This is a genomic window from Collinsella sp. AM36-4AA, assembly GCF_003467795.1.
GTDB lineage: Bacteria > Actinomycetota > Coriobacteriia > Coriobacteriales > Coriobacteriaceae > Collinsella.
This window is the reverse complement of record NZ_QSHS01000011.1, coordinates 1-24,868: the sequence shown is the minus strand read 5'-3', so window position 1 is coordinate 24,868 and position 24,868 is coordinate 1. Positions and strand designations below refer to the sequence as shown.

24 protein-coding genes are annotated in these 24,868 nt (G+C 60.9%); 14 read left to right on the top strand and 10 right to left on the bottom strand.

Going from position 1 to position 24,868, the window contains the following annotated elements; all coding sequences use genetic code 11:
- Positions 1–81 precede the first annotated feature (81 nt).
- On the bottom strand, positions 82–942 hold the full coding sequence (locus DW850_RS04950) for a DegV family protein (protein ID WP_117735923.1): 861 nt from the start codon (positions 940–942) through the stop codon (positions 82–84).
- A 156-nt stretch (positions 943–1,098) separates the two neighbouring features.
- Here DW850_RS04950 and DW850_RS04945 point away from each other — a divergent pair, with 156 nt between their 5' ends.
- The 9 genes from DW850_RS04945 to DW850_RS04905 all read left to right on the top strand — a co-directional run bounded on the left by DW850_RS04945 (position 1,099) and on the right by DW850_RS04905 (position 10,659).
- Entirely contained in the window at positions 1,099–1,761 is a 663-nt protein-coding gene (locus DW850_RS04945) for an HAD hydrolase-like protein (RefSeq protein WP_117786414.1), read from the top strand.
- A 54-nt stretch (positions 1,762–1,815) separates the two neighbouring features.
- Positions 1,816–3,252, top strand: a complete 1,437-nt coding sequence (locus DW850_RS04940) for a M20 family metallopeptidase (protein ID WP_089572097.1) — start codon at positions 1,816–1,818, stop codon at positions 3,250–3,252.
- A gap of 319 nt (positions 3,253–3,571) precedes the next feature.
- The gene (locus DW850_RS04935) at positions 3,572–4,510 is read left to right on the top strand and encodes a phosphate ABC transporter substrate-binding protein (protein ID WP_117786413.1); all 939 of its coding nucleotides are present in this window, start codon (positions 3,572–3,574) and stop codon (positions 4,508–4,510) included.
- Between the two features lie 24 nt (positions 4,511–4,534).
- Positions 4,535–5,443: a phosphate ABC transporter permease subunit PstC gene (pstC, locus tag DW850_RS04930; protein ID WP_117786412.1), complete on the top strand. Its 909-nt coding sequence runs from the start codon at positions 4,535–4,537 to the stop codon at positions 5,441–5,443.
- Complete coding sequence (pstA, locus tag DW850_RS04925; protein WP_117786411.1) at positions 5,436–6,362, top strand: phosphate ABC transporter permease PstA; 927 nt, start codon at positions 5,436–5,438, stop codon at positions 6,360–6,362. Before pstC ends, pstA begins: the two co-directional genes overlap by 8 nt.
- Positions 6,359–7,231: a phosphate ABC transporter ATP-binding protein PstB gene (pstB, locus tag DW850_RS04920; RefSeq protein ID WP_117786410.1), complete on the top strand. Its 873-nt coding sequence runs from the start codon at positions 6,359–6,361 to the stop codon at positions 7,229–7,231. The genes pstA and pstB overlap by 4 nt, the downstream gene beginning before the upstream one ends.
- Before the next feature lie 205 nt (positions 7,232–7,436).
- Positions 7,437–9,296: an ABC-F family ATP-binding cassette domain-containing protein gene (locus DW850_RS04915; RefSeq protein ID WP_117629069.1), complete on the top strand. Its 1,860-nt coding sequence runs from the start codon at positions 7,437–7,439 to the stop codon at positions 9,294–9,296.
- A gap of 6 nt (positions 9,297–9,302) precedes the next feature.
- Positions 9,303–10,073 (top strand): Cof-type HAD-IIB family hydrolase, encoded by a 771-nt coding sequence (locus DW850_RS04910; protein WP_117629070.1) that lies wholly within the window; start codon positions 9,303–9,305, stop codon positions 10,071–10,073.
- A 208-nt stretch (positions 10,074–10,281) separates the two neighbouring features.
- A complete protein-coding gene (locus tag DW850_RS04905; RefSeq protein WP_117629071.1) occupies positions 10,282–10,659 on the top strand; it encodes a metal-dependent transcriptional regulator in 378 nt (125 codons plus the stop codon).
- An 82-nt stretch (positions 10,660–10,741) separates the two neighbouring features.
- Here DW850_RS04905 and DW850_RS04900 read toward each other — a convergent pair whose 3' ends face one another.
- From DW850_RS04900 to DW850_RS04880, 5 genes are all read right to left on the bottom strand, one after another.
- Complete coding sequence (locus tag DW850_RS04900; RefSeq protein ID WP_187361843.1) at positions 10,742–12,694, bottom strand: heavy metal translocating P-type ATPase; 1,953 nt, start codon at positions 12,692–12,694, stop codon at positions 10,742–10,744.
- A 99-nt stretch (positions 12,695–12,793) separates the two neighbouring features.
- The gene (locus DW850_RS04895; RefSeq protein WP_089572082.1) at positions 12,794–13,012 is read right to left on the bottom strand and encodes a cation transporter; all 219 of its coding nucleotides are present in this window, start codon (positions 13,010–13,012) and stop codon (positions 12,794–12,796) included.
- A 63-nt stretch (positions 13,013–13,075) separates the two neighbouring features.
- Entirely contained in the window at positions 13,076–13,441 is a 366-nt protein-coding gene (locus DW850_RS04890; RefSeq protein ID WP_055252065.1) for a helix-turn-helix transcriptional regulator, read from the bottom strand.
- Positions 13,442–13,830: 389 nt separating this feature from the next.
- Positions 13,831–14,952, bottom strand: a complete 1,122-nt coding sequence (locus DW850_RS04885) for a hypothetical protein (protein WP_117817598.1) — start codon at positions 14,950–14,952, stop codon at positions 13,831–13,833.
- Positions 14,953–15,591: 639 nt separating this feature from the next.
- The gene (locus DW850_RS04880) at positions 15,592–16,560 is read right to left on the bottom strand and encodes a 3'-5' exonuclease (RefSeq protein WP_117786408.1); all 969 of its coding nucleotides are present in this window, start codon (positions 16,558–16,560) and stop codon (positions 15,592–15,594) included.
- A gap of 171 nt (positions 16,561–16,731) precedes the next feature.
- Here DW850_RS04880 and DW850_RS04875 point away from each other — a divergent pair, with 171 nt between their 5' ends.
- Complete coding sequence (locus DW850_RS04875) at positions 16,732–17,820, top strand: putative manganese transporter (protein ID WP_117786407.1); 1,089 nt, start codon at positions 16,732–16,734, stop codon at positions 17,818–17,820.
- Between the two features lie 164 nt (positions 17,821–17,984).
- Here DW850_RS04875 and DW850_RS04870 read toward each other — a convergent pair whose 3' ends face one another.
- Both DW850_RS04870 and DW850_RS04865 read right to left on the bottom strand, forming a co-directional pair.
- Positions 17,985–18,467: a DUF188 domain-containing protein gene (locus tag DW850_RS04870; protein WP_117786406.1), complete on the bottom strand. Its 483-nt coding sequence runs from the start codon at positions 18,465–18,467 to the stop codon at positions 17,985–17,987.
- Positions 18,468–19,070 carry an HdeD family acid-resistance protein gene (locus tag DW850_RS04865; RefSeq protein ID WP_117786405.1) on the bottom strand — a complete coding sequence of 201 codons (603 nt, stop codon included), beginning with the start codon at positions 19,068–19,070 and terminating at the stop codon, positions 18,468–18,470.
- A gap of 235 nt (positions 19,071–19,305) precedes the next feature.
- Between DW850_RS04865 and DW850_RS04860 the strand changes: the two genes are divergently transcribed.
- The 3 genes from DW850_RS04860 (at position 19,306) to DW850_RS04850 (ending at position 21,256) form a co-directional block, all read left to right on the top strand.
- Positions 19,306–19,977 carry a nitroreductase family protein gene (locus DW850_RS04860; RefSeq protein ID WP_199575559.1) on the top strand — a complete coding sequence of 224 codons (672 nt, stop codon included), beginning with the start codon at positions 19,306–19,308 and terminating at the stop codon, positions 19,975–19,977.
- A gap of 83 nt (positions 19,978–20,060) precedes the next feature.
- Complete coding sequence (locus tag DW850_RS04855; RefSeq protein WP_055252053.1) at positions 20,061–20,603, top strand: histidine phosphatase family protein; 543 nt, start codon at positions 20,061–20,063, stop codon at positions 20,601–20,603.
- Between the two features lie 17 nt (positions 20,604–20,620).
- Positions 20,621–21,256 carry a histidine phosphatase family protein gene (locus tag DW850_RS04850; RefSeq protein ID WP_117639700.1) on the top strand — a complete coding sequence of 212 codons (636 nt, stop codon included), beginning with the start codon at positions 20,621–20,623 and terminating at the stop codon, positions 21,254–21,256.
- A 135-nt stretch (positions 21,257–21,391) separates the two neighbouring features.
- Here the strand turns inward: DW850_RS04850 and DW850_RS04845 are convergent, their stop codons facing one another.
- Together DW850_RS04845 and DW850_RS04840 are read right to left on the bottom strand one after the other, a co-directional pair.
- A complete protein-coding gene (locus tag DW850_RS04845) occupies positions 21,392–22,081 on the bottom strand; it encodes a DUF1015 family protein (RefSeq protein ID WP_117786404.1) in 690 nt (229 codons plus the stop codon).
- 40 nt (positions 22,082–22,121) lie between these two features.
- Positions 22,122–23,354 carry a M20 family metallopeptidase gene (locus DW850_RS04840; RefSeq protein WP_233540619.1) on the bottom strand — a complete coding sequence of 411 codons (1,233 nt, stop codon included), beginning with the start codon at positions 23,352–23,354 and terminating at the stop codon, positions 22,122–22,124.
- A 142-nt stretch (positions 23,355–23,496) separates the two neighbouring features.
- Between DW850_RS04840 and DW850_RS04835 the strand changes: the two genes are divergently transcribed.
- Entirely contained in the window at positions 23,497–24,546 is a 1,050-nt protein-coding gene (locus tag DW850_RS04835; RefSeq protein ID WP_117786402.1) for a hypothetical protein, read from the top strand.
- Positions 24,547–24,868: the final 322 nt, after the last annotated feature.

Sequence of the window (24,868 nt, the reverse complement as noted above, 5' to 3'; positions counted from 1 at the left end):
AAGTTGCGGTGGAATAGGGATTGATTTGCGGCTGATAAGCCAAAAACAGTTCCTATTCCACCGCAAGTGGTAAAGGTGCCCCTAGTGGATGGGCTGGTAGCGGGGGCAGTAGCTGATGGCGATGGCGTCGACGCCTACATGGGTGGCGATGGTGCAGCCGATGGGGCCGGTGCCGGCGTCTACGTAATCCTGGCCCGCGAGTGCCTCGTTGACAAGTTCCTGCTCCTCGGCGGCGCCGGTCGTGAGCACACGCACGCTTGAGCCCGGGTGCTCGTCCAAAAACGCGAGGCAATCTGCCATGGTGTTGGCGACGATGCGCTTGGCGCCGCGGCCCTTTTTGATGGCCTTGATCTCGCCCGATTTCCACTCCGGCGAAACGGCCAGGCGAATGTTGAGCATCTGCGTGAGCTGGCCGGCAAGCTTGGGCGCGCGGCCGTTCTTAACGAGGTTCTCGAGCGTGCGGGGAATCAGCAGCAGGTGGGCGTCGGGCAGGGCCGCGCGGATCTGCGCCTCGGTCTCGTCCAGGCTGCGGCCGTCCTCGCGCATAGCCAGCGCGTACTCCACCAGCAGGCCCTCGGCGCCCGAGCCGGTGCGCGAATCGATGCAGCGCACGTCGAGCTCGTGGGTCTCGGCGACCAGGCATGCGTTGGAATAGCAGGCGGACCACTCGCTGCACAGCGAGATAAAGATCGCGCTGTCGTGGCCATCGGCGCGTACGCGGTCAAACAGCGCCTTGAACTCGCCGGCGCTCGGCTGCGAGGTGTGCGGCAGCTGCTCGGAGCCGGCCATGCGGGCGACGTATTCCTCGGCGGTAATCTGCACCTGGTCGAGCAGGTCCTCGCCCTCGATAATCACATGCAGCGGAATCACGTAAATGCCGAGCTCTTGGGCACGGGCGGGGGAGATGTCCGACGTGGAGTCGGTTATGATGGCAAAAGACATAATTGCACCTTTCGTTGGGGCGCGGCAGCGCCGCCTTCTGAAAGCAAAGTGCGACAAGTATAGTGGAGTTGCTCTACATTGCTAGGTTCAATTGTTGAATAGTCAACAGTTTGAAGCGGTGGTGTGGAAATCATCAACTGGGGAAGAAGGGTGCCGATGGCGGCATTGCAACTTTGCGAGCGGCCGGTTGTGCTGTTCGATTTTGACGGCACGGTGGCCGATACGGGTCGGGCAGTGATGACCTCGACGCGCAAGACGCTGGCTGCGCGCGGGTTTTCGGAGACGCAGATGGGTGATCTGCGCCGCATGATCGGGCCGCCCCTGTGGAAGAGCTTTCACGACTTTTACGGCTTTTCCCGCGAGGAGTCGCTTGTGGTGGCCGATGAGTACCGCGCCTTTTTTGATGAACTGGGACCGGAGGAGTATCCCGTGTTCAATGGGGTCCCCGAGCTGCTGGATGGGTTGGTCGCCCGGGGCAAGCGTATGGCCGTGGCGACGTCACGCATGGAGGCCAAGTGCATCGACATGGTGCATGAGCTCGGGCTCTCTCAGTTTGAGGCGGTGATTGGCATGAATCCGCCGCAGGGACGCGAGACCAAGGCCGATTCGGTCCGCGATGCCCTGGCGGCGCTCGGCGCGACGGCCGACGATGCCGTGATGATCGGCGATCGCTTTAACGATGTGGAGGGCGCGCACGCAATGGGCGTGCCGTGCATCGGCATCTATTCGGGCGCGGCGGCGCCGGGCGAGCACGAGGCGGCGGGTGCCGATGCGGTGGTGCACTCGGTGGCCGAGCTTGCTAAACTTTTCGCTATCTAATGACGTAATGTGAGGGGCGAGCGCGCTCGCCGCTCATTGGTAAGGAGGTCGTCCATGAATCAGGTGGAGCAGAGCGTCGCCGAGTATGTCGACGAGGTCTGGGAAGATGTCGTCGCCGATATCGAGCAGCTGGTGAGCTATCCGTCCGTGGCAGTTTCTGCCGATGCAGAGCCCGGCGCGCCGTTTGGCCGCCCGGTCCGTGACGCGCTCGACTGTGCGCTCGGCATCGCGCAGAAGCTCGGCTACCAGACAAGCGATGACGAAGGCTACGTGGGCATCGCCGACATTCCCGGCCGCGGCGACAAGCAGCTCGCGACTATTTGCCATGTGGACGTGGTGCCCGCCGGTCCCGGCTGGAACACCGATCCGTTTGCGATGGAGCGCCGCGAGGGCTGGCTGCTCGGCCGCGGCGTGATCGACGACAAGGGTCCGGCCGTGCTGTCGCTCTACGCCGGCGCCTACCTGCTCAAGCATGGCATTGTGCCGCGCTACACCTTCCGCGCGCTGCTGGGCTGCGATGAGGAAGTGGGCATGTCCGACGTTCACCATTATCTGGAGAACCACGCGAACCCCGACTTTCTGTTTACGCCCGATGCCGAGTTCCCGGTCTGTAATGCCGAGAAGGGCCAGTTTGGGGCGACATTTGTGAGCTCCAAGATCGACGGCGGGCGCATTGTGTCCTGGAGTGGTGCCGAGGCGAGCAACGCCATTCCGTCGCAGTCTATCTGCGAGCTTGCGATTGCCGCCGATGAGCTGCCGGCGCCGGTCGAGAACGGCGACCGCCTGGAGATCACGGCGCTCGATAACGGGCATGCGCAGATTTTCGCCCACGGCATTGGCGGTCATGCCTCGATGCCAGAGGGAACGATCAACGCCGTCGGGCTGATCGTGGCGTATCTGCGCGAGGCCGAGGACGCGTTTGGTGCACGCGACGAGCGCCTGCTGACGCCTGCCGAGCACGAGTTCGTCAAGTTCCTGGCCTTTGTGCATGCGGACGCCTATGGTCGCGGCCTGGGTATCGATGCAACGAGTCCGGCGTTTGGCCCGCTTACCTGCAACGCTGGCGTCATCCGCGTGGCGGATGGCCATATTGAGCAGGTCATCGACGTGCGCTTCCCCGACAGCACGAGTGCCGATACCATCCGCGAGCAGCTCGATCCGCTCGTGGGCCGTTTTGGCGTGACGTGCCGTGTGGGTCGTGCGAAGGTGCCGTTCTCGGTCTCTGCCGACGATCCGGCCGTGAAGGCGCTTATTGATACCTATAACGAGTTTACGGGCAAGCATGCTGAGCCCTTTGCCATGGGCGGCGGCACGTACGCGCGCAACTTTGCCCGCGCCGTCTCGTTTGGCCCCGAGGAGACCGGTCTGGAGCTGCCCGAGTGGGGCGGCCAGATGCACGGTCCCAACGAGTGCGCCAACGAGGAACAGCTCAAGCAGGCGCTCAAGATTTATATCGTGGCGATCTTACGTTTGAACGAGCTTGAGCTTTAAGGCTGCGGCGTTTTAACAACTTAGCACCCCTTTCGTCCGGGCTTTTTAAGTTGCGGTGGAATAGTTCCTAGAATGGGCCATTTGATGGCCAAGCAGGAACTATTTCACCGCAACTTTGTTTTTATTGGTGTAAAAGGCGGGTCATGCTTGGTGGCGGGTTTGTTATTCGTTTGTAAAGCCGAGCCGCGCTTGCGGTAAGGGTCTATCAGATGCCCGTAATAAAGCGCAGCTGACGCGGGCGCTGCCCGATCGAGACCGTATCTTTCCAAACAGCAAAGCGGGCAGGGTGCCCGCGAGTCGCTTGTATGAAAGGAAGATCATGCTCGATCAGGCTTATTCTCGTCGTCAGTTCCTCGGCCTCGCTGGTGGTCTTGCCAGCATCGTCGGTCTCGGTCTCGTTGGTTGCGGCGGCTCCGGCGAATCCGACGCCGCCGACAAGGGTAGCGCCGCTGCTGCCGAGTCCGTCTCGGGCGAGGTGACCTACGACGGCGCCTCCTCGTTCCAGGCTCTCGTCGAGGCCGCTGCCGAGAAGTTCATGGATGCCAACCCCGACGTCTCCGTCTCCGGCTCGGGCAACGGTTCGGGCAAGGGTCTGACCGCTGTTGCCGCCGGCACCGTTACCATCGGTAATTCCGACGTCTTCGCCGAGACCAAGCTCGAGGCCGATCAGGTCAAGAACCTTGTCGACCACGAGGTCGCCGTCGTGGGCATGGGCCCCGTCGTCTCCAAGAACGTCAAGGTCGACGACCTGTCCCTCGAGCAGCTCAAGGGCATCTTCTCCGGCCAGATCACCAACTGGAAGGAGGTCGGCGGCGACGACGCCAAGATTGTCGTCCTCAACCGCAAGGCCGGCTCCGGTACCCGCGCCACCTTCGAGGCCGCCGTCTTTGGCGACGAGGCGGTCGACTTTAAGGGCGACGCCGAGCTCGACAAGTCCGGCGACGTCCAGACTCAGATGGCCAGCACCGACAACGCCATCTCCTACCTCGATTTCTCGCACTTCGACGACTCAAAGTTCAACGCCATCAAGGTTGAGGGCGTCGAGCCCAAGAGCGCAAACGTCATCGACGACTCCTTCAAGATCTGGGCGACCGAGCACATGTACTGCTCCACGGACGCCGACGAGGCCACCAAGGCCTTCCTGGAGTTCATGCTTTCCGACGACGTCCAGGGCAAGCTCGTCGAGGAGCAGGGCTTTATCCCCGTCTCTGCCATGAAGGTCGTCAAGGACGCCAGCGGCAAGGTATCCGCTAAATAAGTAATCGCCCCGGAAAGGTTTGCAATGGCAAAACAGCTGCCAAAGCGCGACCTTGAGAACGTGGGCCTGGGCGTCACAGGCGCGTGCGTAGCGCTCGTGACGCTTGTCGTTGCCGCGCTCATCTTTATGGTCGCCCAAAAGGGCCTCTCGGCTTTTCTCAAGGACGGCGTCTCGGTCGTAGAGTTCTTCGCCGGCACCAAGTGGGACCTGGCCAACACAGCCGAAAACGGCCTGCCCTACACCGGCGCCCTGCCCCTGATCGTCACCTCGTTTGCGGTCATGGTGCTCTCCACGCTCATCGCGCTGCCCATCGCCATCGGCTCTGCCATCTTTGCGGTCGAGATCCAGCCTAAGTTTGGCTCCAAGGTCTTTCAGCCGCTTATTGAGCTTTTGACCGGCATTCCCTCGGTCGTCTTTGGCCTGATTGGCTTTCACGTGGTCGTTGGCCTTATGAAGAGCGTTTTCCACGTGAGCACGGGTCTGGGAATCTTGCCCGGCGCCATCGTGCTGGCAGTCATGATTCTGCCGACGATGACCACGCTTTCGGTCGATGGCCTGCGCGCCGTGCCCGACAGCTACCGTCAGGGCTCGCTCGCACTGGGCTACACCCGCTGGCAGACCATCTGGCACGTGGTGCTCAAGTCCGCCATGCCCTCGCTCATGACCGCGGTCATCCTTGGCATGACCCGCGCCTTTGGCGAGACGCTTGCCGTGCGCATGGTTATTGGCGGCATCGAGGCCATGCCGACGTCGCTGCTGTCGCCGGCCTCGACCATTACCACCACGCTCACCACATCCATGGCGGTCTATGCCGAGGGTTCGGCCCAGGACGACGTCCTGTGGGCGCTCGGTCTGCTGCTGATGGGCATGAGCCTCATCTTCATCCTGATCATCCATCTCATCGGCCGCAAGGGGGCGAAGGCTCGTGGCTAGCACGCGCATCCATATCGACGAGACGAGACTCGGGCGCGTCCAAAAGCAGGACCGCATCGCCACGGGCGTGCTGACGGCGATCGCCGCCATCGTCATGCTCATCGTCGTCTCCATGGTGGCCTATATCCTGTTCGAGGGAATCTCGACGCTGTTCCAGCCGGGCTTTCTCACGCAGCCCGCGCGCGCCAACGGAACCCAGGGCGGCGTGCTCTACCAGCTGTTCGACTCGTTCTATCTGCTGCTGATTACCCTGATCATCTCGGTGCCCATCAGCCTGGGCGGCGCGGTCTTCCTAGTTGAATACGCGCCCGATGGGCCCATCCGCGACATCGCCTCCACCGCCATCGAGACGCTGTCTTCGCTGCCTTCCATCGTCGTGGGCATGTTCGGCTTTCTGGTGTTTTCGGTGCAGCTGGGCTGGAAGTACTCCATCATCTCCGGCGCCGTCGCGCTCACCATGTTCAACATCCCCATCCTGGTGCGCGTGATTCAGCAGGCGCTCGAGGACGTGCCGCAGGCCCAGCGCGATGCGTGCCTGGCTATGGGCCTCACCCGCTGGGAGGCCACGCTGCACATCCTGATTCCCGAGGCCATGCCCGCCATCGTGACCGGCATCGTGCTTTCGGCCGGCCGTGTGTTTGGCGAGGCCGCGGCGTTGCTCTTTACCTCGGGCATGAGCTCGCCGATTCGCCTGAACTTCTTGAGCTTTAACCTGTCGAGCCCCACCTGCGCCTGGAACGTGTTCCGTCCCGGTGAGTCGCTTGCCGTGCACATCTACAAGATCTATGGCGAGGGCAGCCCTGAGGCCCAGCAGATCGTCTGGGGCACCGCGGCACTGCTGATGATTTGCGTGCTGCTGTTTAACGTGGTCGCCCGTATCGTGGGCAAGCAACTGGCAAGGAAGATGACGGCCGAATGAGCGAGATGAATGCGACGCCCGTAACCGAAGCGGTATCGTCCGAGACCCAGGACTTTTTGTCGAGTGTGGGGGAGAGCGAAAAGCGCGTTCGTGTGAGCGGCAAGGCCGTGAGCGACGAGGTCGTGCTCTCCACCAAGGACGTCAACGTGTACTATGGCGACCACCATGCGCTGCACGATACGTCGCTCGACTTTCACAAGGGCGAGATCACGGCGCTCATCGGGCCTTCGGGCTGCGGTAAGTCGACCTTTTTGCGCAGCCTCAACCTGATGAATCGCGAGATTCGCGGCTGCCGCGTGGAGGGCGAGATCAACTACCGCGGGCGCAACGTGAACACCAAGACCGAGAACACGTACGAGCTGCGTCGCTCCATCGGCATGGTGTTCCAGCAGCCAAACCCCTTCCGCAAGTCCATTCGCGACAACATCACCTTTGCGCCCAAGCGCCACGGCATCACCGACCGTGACGAGCTCGACCGCATGGTCGAGGAAAGTCTGCGCGGTGCCGCGCTGTGGGACGAGGTCAAAGACAAGCTCGACAAGAGCGCCTACGCGCTTTCGGGCGGTCAGCAGCAGCGTCTGTGCATTGCGCGCACGCTGGCGCTCAACCCCGACGTAATCCTGTTTGACGAGCCCTGCTCGGCGCTCGACCCCATCTCGACGTTGGCGATCGAGGACCTGATGTCGTCGATCGTTGCCGACCGTGCCATCGTCATCGTGACGCACAACATGGAGCAGGCGTCGCGCGTGTCCAACCGCACGGCGTTCTTCTACATGGGCGATATGGTCGAGTACGACGAGACCGACGAGATTTTCCAACGGCCCAAGGATAAGCGGCTGAATGATTACCTCACCGGCATGTTCTCCTAGTCCGGGACATGCTTGAGGCCCGCGGCGGCCACGGTTGCCGCGGGACTGATTGGAGAGGTGGGTCATCTCTTTTGCGAGATGGCCCGCCTTTTTGCTCTGCGACCGAAACGACCACCGCAAAGGCGACAGGCGCCTTCGTGGTGGTTTGGGGTGGGGCTCGCTGCTATCATGGACAACGTTGAATTTCTACGAAGGAGCAGGGCATATGGCGATTCTTTTGGGATGCGATTCCGTCAGCCTAGAGTTTCCCACCAAGCATATTTTCGATAGCGTGACGCTCGGCGTGGACGAGGGCGACCGTATTGGTATTGTCGGCAAAAACGGCGACGGCAAGTCGACGCTGCTGAGCGTGCTCGCCGGCACGCTGGAGCCCGATGACGGACGCGTGACGCACCGCCGCGGCACGACGATCGGTCTGCTCGGCCAAAAGGACAACCTGGTCGATACCGACACCGTGCATCATGCCGTCGTGGGCGACGCGCCCGAGTATGAGTGGGCGTCGAGTCCGCGTACGCGCCAGATTCTGGCCGGCCTCATCAGCGATGTGCCCTGGGAAGGCACAGTGGGCGAGCTTTCGGGCGGCCAGCGCCGTCGCGTGGACCTCGCGCGCCTGCTGATCGGCGACTACGACGTGCTCATGCTCGACGAGCCCACCAACCACCTGGACATGCGTACCATCAACTGGCTTGCGCGTCACTTAAAGGCCCGCTGGCAGCGCGGTCAGGGCGCCATGCTCGTGGTCACGCACGATCGCTGGTTCTTGGACGAGGTCTGCACCAGCATGTGGGAGGTCCACGACGGCCAGGTCGATCCCTTCGAGGGCGGCTACTCGGCATACATCCTGCAGCGCGTGGAGCGCGACCGCATGGCCGCCGTCACCGAGGAGCGCCGCCGCAACATGGCGCGCAAGGAGCTCGCGTGGCTGAGCCGCGGTGCCCAGGCCCGTTCCACCAAGCCCAAGTTTCGCGTGGATGCCGCTCGCGAGCTGATCGCCGACGTGCCGCCCGTGCGTGACGAGCTGGAGCTCAAGCGCCTGGCCGTGAGCCGCCTGGGCAAGCAGGTTATCGATGTGGTCGACGTGGACGCCGGCTATGCGGATGCCGATGGCACGTCCAAACAGGTGCTCACCGATGTGACCTGGCTCATCGGCGCGGGCGACCGCTATGGTCTTTTGGGCGAGAACGGCGCCGGCAAGTCGACGCTGCTCGACGTGATCCAGGGCAAGATCGCGCCCCTGCGCGGCCGCGTGAAGATCGGCCAGACGGTGCGCTTTGGCGTGCTGTCGCAGCAGCTCGAGGAGCTCGAGCCCTACATGGGCGACACGATCCGCGAGGTGCTCAGCCACTATAAGAAGTACTACGTCATTGACGGCAAGGAGACTTCACCCGAGAAGCTCTGCGAGCGTCTGGGCTTTACGACGCAGCAGCTCTGGAGCCGCATCGGCGATCTTTCGGGCGGCCAGCGCCGTCGTCTGTCGCTGCTGCTGACGATCCTGGACGAGCCCAACGTGCTCATCCTGGACGAGCCCGGCAACGACCTGGATACCGACATGCTGGCGATTGTCGAGGACTTGCTGGACGGCTGGCCCGGCACGCTGATTCTGGTGACGCACGACCGCTTTTTGATGGAGCGCGTGACCGACCAGCAGTGGGCGCTGCTCGACGGCCACCTGACGCATATGCCCGGCGGCGTCGACCAGTACCTGCGCCTGTGCAACGCCACCGCCGAGGGCGAGCCCGTGGGTGCACCAAGCGCCAAGACCGGTACGTTCGACACCGGTGCCGCGGCAGCTGCGGCCGAAAAGCCCAAGTCGAGCGGTCAGCCCAACGGCCTTTCCAATGCCGAGCGCCAAAAGCTCCGTCGTGAGGTGAGCTCGCTCGAGCGCAAAATGGAGACGCAGCGCGCCCGCGTGGAGGAGGCCGAGGTCGCGATGGCTCAGGTCGACCCCACCAACTACACGGCGCTGGGCGAGCAGCAGGCAAAGATCGACGAGGCCCACGCTGCCATGGACGAGTTGGAGATGGCGTGGCTCGAGGCGAGCGAGAAGCTCGAGGGCGAGGAGTAGGCGAGGATGATCAAGGCCGCGTTTTTCGATATCGACGGCACGCTGCTGAGCTTTAAGACCCATCGGATTCCGGCGTCGGCGCAGCAGGTGCTCGACAGCTTTCACGAGCAGGGGATCGCATGCGTGATTGCTACGGGTCGCCCGACCTACCAGATGCCCGATTGGCTGTTCGACCTGGGTTGGGATGCGTACATTACGCTCTCGGGCCAGCACTGCTTTGATGCCGAGGGGGTTTACCGCAGCTGTCCGATTGATCCGGACGACGTTGCGGTAATCGTGGACCAGGTGGCGCAGGGGCGCTATGACTCGCTGTGTATGCAGGGCGAGAACTCGTTTGTGAACCGTCTGTCCGAGCGCGTGGTGACGGCCGGCAGCAACGCGGGAATCGTCTACCACGAGGAACCGTTTGAGCATGCCTTCGATGCGCCGGTCTACCAGTTTTGCGCCTTTGTGGACCCCGCCGACGAACATATCGTGACCGACGCGGTGTCGCATTCTCTCACTACGCGCTGGTGTGATTTGTTCTGCGACATTATCCCTGCCAACGGCGGTAAGGACCTGGGTGTCGCGGCGACGCTGGAACGCCTGGGTGTCGACGCGAGCGAGGCGATTGCCTTTGGCGACGGCGAGAACGACCTGTCGATGTTCTCGGCCGTGGGCACAAGTGTGGCAATGGGCAACGCGCAGGCGACCGTGAAGGCCGCAGCGACCTACGTAACGACCGCCGTGGATGACGACGGCATCTACAACGCCGCGAAGCACTTTGGCCTCGTGTAGCTGCGACCCGGCACTTGGGGACGCTCCTTATCTGCCGGCAGCTGGGGACACTCCTTGCGGGGCGTTCCCATTTTGTTTTCGTCCCGCACGTTTTGTGAAACGCGGCTAACTTTTTGGTCAATGCAGTAAGACATGGTCAACTTTTGCGGTAAAGTAAGCCAAGGAAAGTATCCAAAGGCTAACTAGCAATCATCGCGAAAGGCGGCCCATGGCCCTACGTGAATCCGGAGAAGACTATCTCGAATCGATCTACGTTCTGTCGCAGCGCCAAGGCACGGTGCGCTCAATCGACGTCGCCGAATACCTGGGCGTGACCAAGGCGAGCGTTTCCAAGGCCATGGCGACGCTGGAAAGCAACGGCTATGTCGAAATGGGCAAGCGCGACGTTCATCTGACGGAGCGTGGTCTGGAGGTCGCTCGCCAAATGTGGGAGCGTCACTGCTTTTTCGTGGGGCTGCTGGAGGATGCGGGTGTTTCGGCTGAGGTCGCGTCGCAAGAGGGCTGCCACATGGAGCACTGCCTGAGCGAGGAAAGCTTTGAGAAGCTGAGGGCGATGCTGGGACGGGACAGCGACCGGGACCAGTAGCCCCGCCAACCAAGTCCAACTCAGACAAGGAACCCCGCCACCAATCGATGCCCAAGAACCGCCAGCAACGTTACCGCAGGCGCTACAGGTTCTTGACACCCATCGCGCGCATGGCGTTCAGGATAGCGATGATCGCCACGCCTACGTCGCCAAAGACGGCAAGCCACATATTGGCGATACCCAGCGCTGCCAGCACAAGGATCAGCAGCTTAATGCCCAGCGCAAAGATTATGTTCTGCCAAACAATCGACATGGTCTTGCGCGCCACGCGGATCGCGCGGGAAATGTTGGACGGCTTGTCGTCCATCAGCACCACGTCGGCGGCCTCGATCGCGGCGTCGGAGCCCATGGCGCCCATGGCAATGCCCACATCGGCGCGCGTAAGCACAGGAGCGTCGTTGATACCGTCGCCGACAAAGGCGAGCTTGCCCTTGCCACTTTCGGCCGCGAGTAGCGCCTCAACGCGCTCGACCTTGTCGCCCGGCAGGAGCTGCGCGTGGAACTCGTCGAGACCGAGTTGCTTGGCCACAGACGCTGCAACCTCCTCGCGGTCGCCCGTGAGCATGACGGTGCGGTTGATACCGGCGGCATGCAGGTCGCGAATCGTTTGCTCCGCATCGGCCTTAACGGTGTCTGCAATCACGATGTGGCCGGCGTACACGCCGTCAACGAGCACGTGGAGGATCGTGCCGACAACCTCACAGTCCGGTGCTTCAACGCCGGCCGCGGCGAGCATCTTGGCGTTGCCAACGACGACGTGCTTGCCGTCGATGGTTGCCGTCACGCCGTGGCCCGCGTCGTTGGCGGAGTCGCTCACGCGCTTGGGGTCGACCTCGCCCTGGTAGGCGTCGCGCACGGACTGCGCGATGGGGTGATCGGAGAACGACTCAGCAAGGGCTGCGACTTCGAGCAGCGACTGCTCGGTATAGCCAGCCTCGGGGTGCACCGCGACGACTGAGAACGTGCCGTTGGTGAGGGTGCCCGTTTTGTCGAAGACGATGGTGTCCACGTCGGCGAGCGTCTCGAGGTAGTTGGAGCCCTTGATGAGAACGCCCAGCTTGGACGCGCCGCCGATGCCGCCAAAGAAACTCAACGGTACGCTGATCACGAGGGCGCACGGGCAGCTGACGACCAGGAAGGTCAGGCCGCGCAGGATCCAATCGGACCAAGCGCCAGTCACCAGGCCGCCGCCAAGCGCGAGCACCGCGGCAGCGCCAGTGACGGCGGGGGTGTAGACGCGGGCAAAGCGCGTGATGAAGTTCTCGGTGCGCGCCTTCTTTTCGCTGGCATTCTCCACGAGCTCCAGAACACGCGCGACGGTTGACTCGCCAAAGGGCTTGGTGGTGCGCACGTGGATGAGGCCCGTCATGTTGATGCAACCGCTGATGATATCGTCGCCGGTCTTGGCCGGGCGGGGGACCGACTCGCCCGTGAGTGCGGCGGTGTCGAGCTGGGTTTCGCCCTCGACGATGACGCCGTCGATAGGCACGCGCTCGCCGGGCTTGACCACGATCACGGTGCCGACGGCGATGTCATCGGGAAAGACCTGTTCGAGTGTGCCGTCGGCTTGCTCGACGTTAGCGTAGTCGGGCGCGATGTCCATCATGGCACTGATCGACTTGCGGCTCTTGCCCACGGCGTATGCCTGGAACAACTCGCCGACCTGGTAGAACAGCATGACAGCGGCGCCTTCGGCCATGTGCGGGTCGGTGTCGGGGAAGAGCACCATGGCAAACGCGCCGATGGTCGCGACGGCCATGAGGAAGCTCTCGTCGAAGGCCTTGCCGCGGCGGATGTTATTGAATGCCTTTTGCAGTACGTCGTAGCCGGCAATCAAAAACGGCACGAGGAACAGCACAAAGCTGGCGTAGATGTTGCCGGGCTCCCCAAATGCGATAGTGAGGGCGCCGAGCTCGTCGAGGGCATAAACAACGGCAAAAATGCCCAGTGCTACCAGGATGCGGTTGCGCTTATGCTCAAGGGACTCTTTCTTCTTGCGCTTCTTCTTTTTCTTTTTGGGATCGGCGGCTGTCATGATTCAAACCTCTCATTTGAGTTTATGAACACTCGCTCATATAATTTCGCGAGCAAAGGCCGCGGCAAGCGCGGCCTCGCAGGTCAACGTATGCGCGGGTTAGAGAATGATCTCGCAGTCCGGCTCGGCGTCGGCGGTGAACTCAACGACGCGGTCCAGGACCTCGTCGAACTTGGCGTCGTCGGCCTCGAGCGTCAGCTTCTGGGTCATAAAGTTGACCGAAACGGACTTGACGCCCTCGAGCTTGGCAAGTTCGTCCTGAAGCTCGCGCGCGCAGTTGGCGCAATCGATCTCGTCGAGCTTAAACTGCTTTTTCATGGTGGGTTCCTTTCCCTGTGTTAGCGGTCTGGGTGCCGGCCGCGCTGATACCGTGGGTGATTGCTATTCGCAGATATGGCTCATGCCCTGGTTAAGCATGGTGTAGACGTGATCGTCGGCGAGCGAGTAGAGAATGTTGCGGCCGTCGCGGCGGAACTTGACCAGGTGCGACTGCTTAAGCGTGCGCAGCTGGTGCGATACTGCCGACTGCGAGGTTGCGGTCGCCTCGGCGATGTCGGCCACGCAGAGCTCGCGGCCCATGAGGGCATAGAGGATCTTGATGCGTGTGGTGTCGCTGAAGACCTTGAACAGGTCGGCCAGGTCGTACAACAGCTCCTCGTCGGGAAGGTCCTCGGGCGAGCAGGTGGTGGGGACGATCGGCTCGGTGGCCTCGATGCCAGTCTTTGTTTCATCAGCGTGGCTGCTCATTGCAACATCCTTTCATATGAACATGCGCTCATATAAATTACTTCCGATTATATGAGCGCATGTTCATATGTCAATACAATTTACGTTAACTTCGATGACTGCTTGCCGCCTCTGCGATTTTCTGCGGGTTGGGAGACATCGACGCAATGCTCGCCAACATATTTTGAGATGTTCGGCCAGCATGCTAAGAAAGCCACCTTGAGAAGCATTAGGACTGTTCATATTTGTACTTTATCGTGTTAAATACAGCGAGAATCAGTTCTTCCTCTACGGGAGTTCCTGCAGAATCAGTTTTATCTAAAGTTATATTGAGCATTGCTGCAGCCAATCTGGCACATCGGTGGCCGAATAAGTCGAAAAATGTAGGTGGACATCCGCAGAGATCGCCTTTAGAAGAGCGAATTCTCAATTAGATCAATAATCGTGTCGTCTTCCGTGCGGTTTTCATCGATTTTTGCGAACATGTCGCATTCCCAAGGCCCATTGATTTCCTCAGCAAGGGCCCCGACGTGTTGCATGTCGTCGGGTTCTGGCACATCGTTGATGCTCGGGTCATCAGCTTGCGGATATTGGCTTGCAATTTCGCGCTTGGCGGCCTCTTCTTCTTTGAGTGTCTCCAGGACGCGGCGACCGTATTCGAAGTAGCGCCGCAAGACAAATTGACGAAGAGTTTCTTGCAGGATGGCGAAGTTATCCGGGAGTCGACCGGGCCATATCTTCTCGCGAATGCGAATCGCTTCCATGACCCGCCTAAAAGCGGACTGCTTGAAAAACGAATGACGACTAACTGTGATAACGGCATATCCCATGTTTCGCAGCGTGTTTCGGCGTTCCTCGTCAATTGATTGCTGTTCGGGCTCGTCGTGGTAAAAGCCGTTGTATTCGATATCGGTCATCGAATTTTCGAGCAGCGCGTCGAGGTAGAAAACCGTCCGTCGCGTTAGGGCGGCGTATCTTTTGGGGACTGGGATCGGATAGTCCGTTTTGATAGCGCGTATGGCTAAGCCACCCATTGACTTGGGCATTGTCAGCATCATGACAAACGCCGTTTCGAGTGGGGAGCGACAGCCTTCGCGTACATAAGAAAGTGCCTTAAGTGCTTTATTAGATCCACGATACCCCGATGCCTCTGAAAAGAAGGCTCTGAGCTCTTCAACGCTGGTTAGGGCTGGGCGCTCGCGATATTGAGTTTCGTCGGACGTTCCAAGCGCGTAGGAGCCGCAGATTTCAAAGTAATACTCAACGAGCTCCGAAAGGTTGAGGTCGGCTGCTGCTTCTAACGCGCACAGCTTGATATCGACGATGTAGACGTTCGGCTCGAGTTCTAGGTAGCTTTCTGCATCAAACGTATAGCGCGTGCAGTGGCAGATGCAGCCCTTGCGGTGCCTTTTGGCATTATTGGAAAACGTCAGCACATGGATGCTTTCAGAATCGACATTCTTTCTGTTGAGCCATGCTCGCGCCGCTTCCAGGTTGGACGTGGTCGGCGCAGACACCTTGATCTTTTCCATAGGTATGGGATCGGTCGCGTGGCTTGCGAGCGAGTTGACTGTTTGGTATACAGCGCGTGCCGTGGTATGTGACAGAACGATTCCCATACGCGCATGATGGCATAGCGGACGCCATATACGCTCGAAACTTCGGGCAACGGTATTGGGGCGCGGCTTATCTTCTGCGAACGGTGGGTTTTTGAGCTGTCGTATTGAGGGGGGCAGCTTCGGCTGGGGAGGTTTCTGTCGGCTGCCCCATTTTGGTGAACTTTAGTTGCGGATTCGTAGCTTCTAAGCGTTTTTGCCGACCGCTCAGATGCCTCACCAACATAATTTGAGTTATTCGGCCTTATCCTATACGAATGGTGCGATCGCAACGTCCTATTCGAATTGATTCAGGTAGATTTATAGGGCTTGGTTGCGAAATTGGGGCGACTATAGCGCTCGATTGCGGTTCAAGGGGCCTCGACTAGTGGTTCAGCTGGCCGAACAACTCGAAAAAAGTAGGTGGGCCAACCTGCCGACTATGTGAAGCATGCGTATTTGCTCGTTTTGATTAAAACTAGGGTGCAGCCATAAGACTGCGCCCTAGTTTACTGCGTGCCGGTGTGCCCAGACGGATTGCACTGTGCCTGGCAGGCGCTCCCGCAGATGGATCGGTTATTTCGCAAACAGGTTCTTGAGGTTGAACTCGGCCTGTACCGTGCGGAGCATGAGGTCGGTGTCATCCAGACCCAGATGCTGCTCGTTGGCGTCGGCGGCGAGGGTTCCACGGCGGCGCGCCCAGTTCTCGAGCGCGGCTGGGGCGGACTCGCGGGGGAGCGAGCGCACGTCGGCGTCCAGGCTGCGGCAGATCTGGCGCGAGTCGATGACGATGATCTTGCCGGCGCGGCGTGCCTCGGCGTAGCCGTCCAGGTGGATCTTGAACCAGCTGTCCTCAAAGGCGGCGTTGTGTGCCATGTACGGGTACTTCTTCATAAGCTTGAGCAGCTGCTTTTGCAGCTCCTTGTTCTCGCGGAAGGGCGTTTTGCCGTCGATGTCGTCCCAGGTAATGTGGTGGATATTCGACAGCGGCACATCCTCGCCGCGGTAGATGTCGGGCAGGCCACAGTAGTGCGCCTCGGCGTCGTGCGGGATGGCGTCGCTGGTGAGTTCCATGATCTCCCAGCCGACGTTGATGATATAGCCGCGCTCGGGCGCGCGACCGGTGGTCTCGATGTCGATACCGAGCACGGTGCCCTGGATGGGCTTGCGGGCATAGGCCACGCCGAGTGCGTCGCGGTCGCCGCGGATCTCGCGCATAACGGACGCGGCGGTGCGCTTTTGCATCTTGCCGATGGCGGCGCAGGTGTCGGCGTCGGACAGGCCGCGCGAGAGCGTCGCGGGCGTCACGTTGCGCAGGCGTGCCTCGCCAATCTGGTCGCACAGGTCGCGGTTGCGGTCGGCCAGGTCGCGCACGGTGGCAAAGTCGAAGCCGGGGTCGCCCTCGGCAGTAAAGTACTCGGTCTCGAGCACCTTGAGGGCCTCCTCGCCCTTCTGGCGCTCGGACTCCATGGCGCCGTGGTCGCCGTAGATAAACATGGGGATAAACGGCTGGCGCTCGTATTCGAGTGCTTGCGATACGTTCATATGCTACTCCTTGGACGGGCCGCGTTGTGCGGCTCGAGGTTACTGAGTTATGGCGAGATGATAGTTTACCATAGGCAACTATTGGCACCGCGCCCGGGACAACTACAATACCCTAGTTGACCGCTAGGACTTTTACAATGCTGCCGAAAGACACGAAAGGTTCCATCCGTCATGGATTTACTGATTGATATTCTGCTCGACGCCGGCAAGGACACGCTGTCGCTGGTGCCGTTTTTGTTGGTGACGTATCTTGCTCTCGAGACACTTGAGCACGTTGCGGGCGACCGCGTCAACGGCGCTATCAAGCGCGCCGGCGCTGCGGGTCCCGTGGTTGGCTCGCTGCTGGGCATGGTGCCGCAGTGCGGCTTTTCGGCCATGGCGGCCACGCTGTACGCCGGCCGTGTCGTGACCTTGGGCACGTTGGTGGCGGTGTTCCTTTCGACCTCCGACGAGATGCTGCCGCTGTTGCTTGCCGAGCAGGTTCCCGTGCAGACTATGGCGATGCTTTTGGCTTCGAAAGCGCTGATCGCACTGGTCACGGGTTTTATCGTGGACGCTGCCATTCGCGGCCTGCGCCGTAACGCCCGCGCGCACGCGGCGATTCGCCGTACCGTGCTGGGAACCGCGGCCAATCCGGCCCACGTGAACTGCGCGCACGACGACCACAGCGGCGGTGACATCATCGACGAGGTGGCCGAGGCGGGCGTGAGCGCCGACCACATCCACGAGCTGTGCGAGCGCGACCATTGCGGATGTGATGAAGACGAAGACGAGCACGAACACGGACATGGCCACGATCACGGTCATGAGGGCGAACATGAACACCATGATGGTCACGGTCACTCTCACTCCCACGAAGGGACGCCTGTCCTGTCGATCATCCGCAGTGCGATCTCGCACACCGTGCAGGTCTCGGTATTCATTTTTCTGGTGACGCTGATTCTGGTCGCCGTGCTCGAGACGTTCGGCGAGTCCGCGATCGAGCGGTTCCTGCGCGGCAACGAGACACTCGCTGTCCTGGGTTCGGCGCTTGTCGGGCTGATTCCCAATTGCTCGGCGAGCGTGGTCATTACACAGCTGTATCTGGAAGGCGCGCTGCAACTGGCGCCGATGCTCGCCGGCACGCTCATTTCCGCCGGCGTGGGTTATCTGGTGCTGTTCCGCACCAACCGCAGCGCCCGCGAAAATGCCGTGTTCCTGATCATGATGTACGTCATCGGCGCTGGCTGGGGCCTCATCCTCTCCGCCGTTGGCCTCTAAGTAGGCCTAAAAAATGGGCTTCAAATAGCCATGCTCAGCGCCTGCGCAATGCGGCGACGCATGGCATTTTGAAGCCCGTTTTTTGTTGAGCCATGGATTCCGAGCGCTCACACCGCTCAAAACAAAAAGGTAGATTTTAGGCATGTCTCAAAAATCTACCTTGGTTAGTGCAGCAACTCGGTGAGGTTGCGTTTAAAGCGGGCGCGGTCTTCGCTGGTAAATGCCGCCGGCCCGCGAGTGCGTCCGCCGGCGCGGCGCACCTTCTTTTCCTCGTGGCGAATAAACAGCTGCATGTCGATGGTTGCTTTGTCGTAGACGCGCCCGCGCACACCGATAGCGGCGGCATCGCGCCCGAGCACCATGCTCGCCAAGCCAATGTCCTGCGTCACGACCACGTCGCCCGCCTGCAGGCGTTCGACAATGGCAAAGTCGGCGCTGTCGGCGCCCACGCTCACGTCGAGCGTCGTGACCCAAAAGCCGCGTCGCGCGTGCTCGGCATCGCACGGGTCGTCGCGGCGAATGTGCCGTTCCAGGTTTTGCGTGCTGTTGCCGGCGATAACAACGGCGACGCCCGCCCGCCGCGCGCAGTCAATCGACTCGCGCGTGACCGGGCAGGCGTCGGCATCAATAAAGAGCGTTCGCGGCATCTAGTGCACCAGTTTGCCAAATTGAATAGCGCGAACAATCAGCATTACGCCAAACACCAGCAGCGCGGCGCCGCTAAAGATGACGAGCATCTTGGCCGACCACAGCGGATAGATAAACACGAACATGCCGGCGATGATGGAAAGTGCGCCGCTCAGGATGGCGAGGGCGCGGTTGGACGAAAGCTCGGACTCCAGAATGGACATGACACCTTCGACAATCCAGCCAAAGCCGGCCACGATAACCACCATCGTGGTGAGCGTCGCGGTCGAGAAGGCCTGGTTGCGCAGGATTATGACGCCGCCCAAGATAATGAGTAGGTTGGAGATGATGCTCGTCACGCGCCAGCCGGTGGGCAGCAGCGGCTCAAAAATGGCAGTGAACAGTCTGATGGCAGCAGTGATTACAAAGTAAAAACCCAGGACGGTCGTCAAAAAGACGAGGGACTTGGCGGGTGCAAAAAGCAGCGCGATACCAGCGATGAGTGCTAAGACGCCCGTGATGGCGTAGATCCAGCGTACGGCCTTGACGGCTTTGCCCGCCATGCTTTTCTCGTCAAATCCAAACTGGCTCGATTTTTGGTCATCGTTCTTAAAGATGCCCATAATGTCTCCTTTCCGTGCGGCGTAAGCCTTGATCGTTACAACCAGTATCCCCTAAGGGCGCTGACGTATGGGTCGGGGAGGGCGAAACGTAACCCAAAGGCCCCGAATTGTTTCCGTTGTTCCCCACGTCGCGATTTTCTATTCAACAGGTGTAGAACATTGCAGCCCTGTTCGTTATTGCCTACGTTTTAGGTTAGATTTTCCTAAGGACAATTGGCTTGTATTGGGGGTCCCTATGAACGAAACAGTTCCCGCGGCGCCGGTAAGCGCAGAATCGATGGCAAAGCAGGGCCGCGAAAAGCTCGGCTTGGACGCGTTTGATGCGTTGGTTCGTCGCGCCCGCACGTGCCGTCGCTTTGACGAGTCCATGCGCGTGCCGCGCGAGTTTTTGCTCGAGCTGGCGGAACTGGCGCACCTGACCCCGTGTGGTGCCAATGCTCAGCGTCTGCGTTTTCACGTGGTGAGCGGTGCCGAGGATTGCGCGCGTGTATTTGACGAGCTCGCATGGGCCGGCGCACTTAAGGACTGGCCGGGTCCTGCCGAGGGTGAGCGCCCGACCGGCTACATCGCGATTCTGGCCGAGCGCGCCGTTCCGGGCAAGCCTGTCGCTCCCATTACTGAGGTCGACACGGGCATTGCCGCACAGACGATGATGCTCGCCGCCCGCAGCGCCACGCCCGAGGTGGCAGCCTGCATGTTCAAGGCCTTTACGCCCCGCGCGATCGATGCCATGGGGCTCAATAACGACAAGTATGAGCTCAAGCTGATCATGGCGTTTGGCGTTCCGGCCGAGACACAGGTGATCGATGCGATCGATTCCAACCCCGACGGCTCCATCAATTATTGGCGCGACGAGGCGCAGGTGCACCACGTACCCAAGCGTCCGCTTGCCGACGTGCTGCTGTAGTTGTGCGTCGTTGCGGTGCAATCCGGCGGCAAAATCACCACAAAGGCTCCTGTCCCCTTTGTGGTGGTACGAGGGGAGGGTGTGTGGCAGATCTGTATTTGGTGCGGCATGGGCAGACTGAGCTCAATGTGCAGAGCATTTTGCAGGGTTGGCACGATTCGCCGCTTACGGCGCGCGGGCGCGAGCAGGCGCTGACGGCGCGTACGGCGTTTGCGGCGCGTGGCGTGGCCTTTGATCATGTGTATTCCTCGCCGTTGGGCCGGGCGCGGCATACGGCCGAGCTTATCGTTGGCGAGGGCCGTTCCATTGAGCTGGTCGATGACCTGCGTGAGTGGCATTTTGGCTCGCTGGAGGGCACATCAAATCGCGAGATGCCGCCGCAGCCCTGGGGCGATTATCCGGTGGCCTTTGGCGGCGAGTCGGAAGTGCAGCTTCAGTCGCGCATGGTCGCGGCGCTGTCCCGCATCATGGCCAGGCCGCAGCACGACTGCGTGCTGGCGGTTTCCCACGGCTCAGCCTGCCAGGAGTTTCTTGAGTATGTGACTGGCGGGGGAGAGCTACCCGACAACGGTGCCGTGCTTCATTTTGGCTATTGCGACGGGGCGTTTTCGCTCTTGGGTTGGTAACGAACGAAAGGACCCCTATGAATAAAGATCTGTATCTGGTCCGTCATGGACAGACGATATTCAACCTTAAGCGCATTATTCAGGGCTGGAGTGACTCGCCGCTCACACAGCTGGGCTGCGATCAGGCGGCGCGTGCCGGCATGTTTTTACGTGCGCGCGGCATTGAGCCCGATCATGCCTACACCTCCACGCTTCATCGCACCGAGCAGACTATCGCCAACTTGTGGCCGGGCTTGGCGTACGAGCGCCTGGACGGCCTGCGTGAGTGGTTCTTTGGCGACTTTGAGGCCGAGCGCGTGATGCTCATGCCCGAGCGCCCGTGGCGCGATTTCTATCGCCAGTTTGGCGGCGAGGGTCAGATGCAGGTGCGTGAGCGCATGGTGACGACGCTGACCGAGCTCATGCGACGCCCGGACCACGAGTGCGTCCTTGCGGTGAGCCACGGATCGGCCATCAAGGAGTTTTTGGACCACGTGAGGGGAGCGGCGGCCGACGAGCGCGAGCGCGTGCCGGGCAACTGCTCGGTGCTGCATTTCGTGTTTGACGATACGACCGATACGTTTGAACTGGTTGAGATTTTTACGCAGGAAGACTACGCGCGCGAGCTGGGGCTTGAGCCGCTCGTGGCTGCCGCGGGTCCGCAGCGCGGGTAGTTTGGGCGTGGCGGTGCGGGTCGCCGACTTACTTGCTCGATGCGAAAGGGGGCGGAGATGCATGCGCTGGCGTTGCATCTCCGCCCTCTTTTTTTGTTGAGCTGCCGAGTCTTTGTGCTGGGCGTTTAGGCTCTGTTAGAACCGTGAGATCTGGTGAGTGAGCAGGCCCGTCGGAACCTGCGCCGCGCCGCCGCTGACCTGCGCGGCGGGGAAGAGCACAGCTACGGCAAAGTTGAACGGCTCTTTGCCAGAGTAGGCGCCGGCAGTGCGGGCCTCGTCGGCCAGAATCTGCGATGCCCCAGCCAGCGCGGCAGCGTAGGTGGGGTCGTCTGCCGGCGTCGGCTTCGGTGCCTGGTCGAGCATGGCTCGGATGGCGGCAACAGCGTCCTCGCGCTTGACCTCCCACACGCGATGTGTGACGCCCGCGGGATCGGTGACGGCGTAGAGCGATGCGCCCTCTTTGGCAGCGCTCAAAATGATATCCATGACGGGCGACGCCTCGTAGGCGAGCGACACGGGGCGCGGCTGCACCTTGAGCTCGGCGATCGCGCGCGCGGTGGCGAGTGCGTCGATGCTCTCGGCGGCAGCCTCGTCGCCGCCCGTCAGCACGTTAACCGGGCAAATCGCCACGACACCCGTCACGCGTCCCGGCTCACCCGAGCATTCGTACACGTAATACGCCGCGCCTGGATCCTTGAGCATCAGACCATCGGCAATGGCTCCGCGCAGAGCATCGTTGCCGCTCAGGATGCTGCCCATTGCAGGCAGTGCCTCGAGCACGCGGTCCTGAGCCGGGCGGATGCAGGGAAACGGAAGTGCTTTCATGGGGCGGTCCTAACGCACGAGTCGGTTTGTTCGCGGCTTATTATGCCCCAACTTGGCCGCTCGCGTCCCAGAGCACGTTATCGGCGAGCGCGATTAGCACCTGCTGACAACGAACGATGTCGGCGTGGGGCACATATTCGTTGGGCTTGTGGGCGAGCGCGAGCGAGCCTGGGCCATAGCTCATGCAGTTACGGTTACCCGTCTTGCCGGCAATGACGGCAGTGTCGGTGTAGCCGGTAAAGAAGCCGACGGTCGTATCCGTGCCCGTTACATCGTCTGCTGCGCACTTGAGTGCAGCTAGAAGGGGAGAGACCGGATCGCGCTCGATGGCGGGGCGGTCGCCCGTCACGGTGTAGCTGCCATGGCAACCGGGAACGGTGGCTTCGGCGACGGCGATGGCATGCTCGACCATATTGATTGCGGCGGCCGTATCGGTCGGCGGGGTCAGGCGCATGTCGACCCAAACTTTGGCGCGGTCGGGTACGACGTAGGGGCGATATCCGCCCTCGATTTGGCCAAACGTGATGGTCGATGGTCCCAGCTCATCATGCACGGGCAGTGCCGCGAACGCACGGCGCAGCGCGCAGACGGCCTCGGCCATGGCGGCGACGGCGTCTGCGCCCTTCCAAGGCTGGCTCGCATGCGCCGTGACGCCGGTCATCTCGATCTCGAACCACGTGCGACCCTTGTGCGCCACCTGAATCTGTCCGTCGGTGGGCTCGGTGTCCAGCACCCATTCGCGCGAGCCGACCCAGCCGGCATCGATCGCGGCCTCTGAGCCGCGCATAAAGTCTTCCTCGTCGACTGAGCAGATGAGTGAAAAGCCGCGGCGGGGCAGCGCGCCATCCGCCGCCACGCGCTCGAGCGTATGGACCAGTGCGGCAATGGCGCAGGCCAGGCCACTCTTCATATCGCAGGAGCCGCGACCATAGAGTTTATCGTCGCGCACGATCGCTCCGAGCGGCGGCGTGTCTGCCTCCCAGCCATCGCCCAGGGTGACGGTATCCATGTGACAGATGTAGACGAGTCGGGCCTCGTCGCTTACGGCCGGCACGGTAATCATAAGGTTGCGGCGCCCGGGGAGTACTTCGAGCTCCTCAATCTGCACGGCATCGAGCGCAGGACTATCAAGCTGCGCCAGCTGCTGCTCAATGAGCCTCTTAATGAAGTGCTCGATCTCGTCCTCATACGCGCCCGGGTCTGAGCTGTCGATCCGCACGAGCTCCTGCGTAAGCCGCCAGGCAAAGTCCTCATCAACCATATGCAACCTCACAATCAGTCTGCTTTCCAAACCGATTGTAAGTCTCCTGAGAGATCTGCGACATGCGCGTGGCGATATTTGCCGTTCGCAGGCCGAGCCATCGCGCTCGCCGTCTGAGCGGGTTCACAAACGAAGCAGTGGGTACGTACCCTTCATGGACGACATACTGTGCGACATATCTGCCTTTCGGTATCACCGGATACCTCCACAGGTCTTGGCAATAATGCCGGACCTGCCAAATTCTGCGGACGATCCGCGCAGGGAGCACCTATGTGAGCATCCGCTCGTCAAGCATTTCCTGGGCACCCCGTTACACGTGTTGGCGCAGGGCGTCTGCGGGCGCAAGGGCGATCGCATTGTCAGGCATGTTTGGAACGGGGAGAGGCCGTTTGATTCCATGCGGCAGACGGAGTTTGGCCTCGATGTTGCGTCCCCGCTCTTTACCCTGCTGACCCTGGCTTCCTCGGTCTCAAACGAGCGTTTAATCATGTGCATGTATGAGATGTGCGGCACCTTTGCCGTGTGCAAGATTGCGCCTCAGGTAAAGTCGGCACTTGTGCAGGCATATGGGGACCGGTGGGGTGACGCACGGTTGGGTTGGGAAAATGTAAAGGATGTCTCGGGGAATCCAACGGACCTGTGGAAACGACCGCCCTTGATCGAGTTCTCTGAACTTACAGAGTACGTCGATAAGATCCCGGGGCTCCGCGGTGCTAAATCGTTCACACGTGCCGCGAAATGCATTACGGGGGTGGCGGCATCGCCGCTTGAGGTCCAGGCTTCGATGCTGTTTGGCCTTACGAGGTTGCGCGGCGGCGAAGGGCTGCGCCTTACCAATAACGTTGAGATTCGTATGACGCGCAGCGCCCGCCTGATTTCGGGGCTTGATAGGCGCTATGCCGATATCCTGCTGGCAAATAAGGACGGCAGTCGAGAGTGTCTGGTTGAATGCCAAGGTAAAGCCATTCACGGATCCATTGAATCCAAGATCTCGGACTCCGATCGAACGACGGCCTTGCAAGCCATGGGATATCCCGTCGTTCTGATGACCTATGGTCAGCTGGCCGATTCCGATGCCTTCCGCGTGGTGATGGAGCTCATCATTTCCTATCTCGATGTGCCGCTGAAAGACAAGACGCCGCGGCAGCAGGAGCTCGAACGGCGGCTTCGTGAGGAGATTTTTATCGATTGGGCGGGAATGTAGCCGCGCGGGCGGAAAATGGTCGCGCGGACTAGAGTTTTGGTCGCAAAATACTTATATTTTGCCTTGGAAGGGCCTTAAAAATGCTACCTAGAATAAGTTGTTTCGGAAAATGGACAGTCAACTTACATTCGGCACATAGAGACCGATTTTTACCTACTAAAGTCCCTGATAAAGCTGTTTATCAAAGCGGGTGTGCTTAGCGACTGGAGCCTCACTATCGATTATCTGAAAAAACTTGTTCTGGGTATCATTTTAAAGTCGTCCGGAGCAACAAAATCGCCCCCCGTTTCGTGATGAACTGCCTCCCATTTCTTGGACACAA

Bases quoted from the DNA above. Each gene is read 5' to 3' on its own strand.
- DW850_RS04870 (WP_117786406.1), bottom strand. From the start codon at position 18,467: ATGCCGCGAACGCTCTTTATTGATGCCGACGCCTGCCCGGTCACGCGC.
- DW850_RS04850 (WP_117639700.1), top strand. From the start codon at position 20,621: ATGAATAAAGATCTGTATCTGGTCCGTCATGGACAGACGATATTCAAC.
- DW850_RS04835 (WP_117786402.1), top strand. From the start codon at position 23,497: ATGGACGACATACTGTGCGACATATCTGCCTTTCGGTATCACCGGATA.
- DW850_RS04895 (WP_089572082.1), bottom strand. From the start codon at position 13,012: ATGAAAAAGCAGTTTAAGCTCGACGAGATCGATTGCGCCAACTGCGCG.
- DW850_RS04860 (WP_199575559.1), top strand. From the start codon at position 19,306: ATGAACGAAACAGTTCCCGCGGCGCCGGTAAGCGCAGAATCGATGGCA.
- DW850_RS04950 (WP_117735923.1), bottom strand. From the start codon at position 942: ATGTCTTTTGCCATCATAACCGACTCCACGTCGGACATCTCCCCCGCC.
- DW850_RS04935 (WP_117786413.1), top strand. From the start codon at position 3,572: ATGCTCGATCAGGCTTATTCTCGTCGTCAGTTCCTCGGCCTCGCTGGT.
- DW850_RS04915 (WP_117629069.1), top strand. From the start codon at position 7,437: ATGGCGATTCTTTTGGGATGCGATTCCGTCAGCCTAGAGTTTCCCACC.
- pstC (WP_117786412.1), top strand. From the start codon at position 4,535: ATGGCAAAACAGCTGCCAAAGCGCGACCTTGAGAACGTGGGCCTGGGC.
- DW850_RS04875 (WP_117786407.1), top strand. From the start codon at position 16,732: ATGGATTTACTGATTGATATTCTGCTCGACGCCGGCAAGGACACGCTG.
- DW850_RS04940 (WP_089572097.1), top strand. From the start codon at position 1,816: ATGAATCAGGTGGAGCAGAGCGTCGCCGAGTATGTCGACGAGGTCTGG.
- DW850_RS04890 (WP_055252065.1), bottom strand. From the start codon at position 13,441: ATGAGCAGCCACGCTGATGAAACAAAGACTGGCATCGAGGCCACCGAG.
- DW850_RS04885 (WP_117817598.1), bottom strand. From the start codon at position 14,952: ATGGAAAAGATCAAGGTGTCTGCGCCGACCACGTCCAACCTGGAAGCG.
- DW850_RS04905 (WP_117629071.1), top strand. From the start codon at position 10,282: ATGGCCCTACGTGAATCCGGAGAAGACTATCTCGAATCGATCTACGTT.
- DW850_RS04945 (WP_117786414.1), top strand. From the start codon at position 1,099: ATGGCGGCATTGCAACTTTGCGAGCGGCCGGTTGTGCTGTTCGATTTT.
- pstB (WP_117786410.1), top strand. From the start codon at position 6,359: ATGAGCGAGATGAATGCGACGCCCGTAACCGAAGCGGTATCGTCCGAG.
- DW850_RS04910 (WP_117629070.1), top strand. From the start codon at position 9,303: ATGATCAAGGCCGCGTTTTTCGATATCGACGGCACGCTGCTGAGCTTT.
- DW850_RS04900 (WP_187361843.1), bottom strand. From the start codon at position 12,694: ATGACAGCCGCCGATCCCAAAAAGAAAAAGAAGAAGCGCAAGAAGAAA.
- DW850_RS04865 (WP_117786405.1), bottom strand. From the start codon at position 19,070: ATGGGCATCTTTAAGAACGATGACCAAAAATCGAGCCAGTTTGGATTT.
- DW850_RS04880 (WP_117786408.1), bottom strand. From the start codon at position 16,560: ATGAACGTATCGCAAGCACTCGAATACGAGCGCCAGCCGTTTATCCCC.
- DW850_RS04845 (WP_117786404.1), bottom strand. From the start codon at position 22,081: ATGAAAGCACTTCCGTTTCCCTGCATCCGCCCGGCTCAGGACCGCGTG.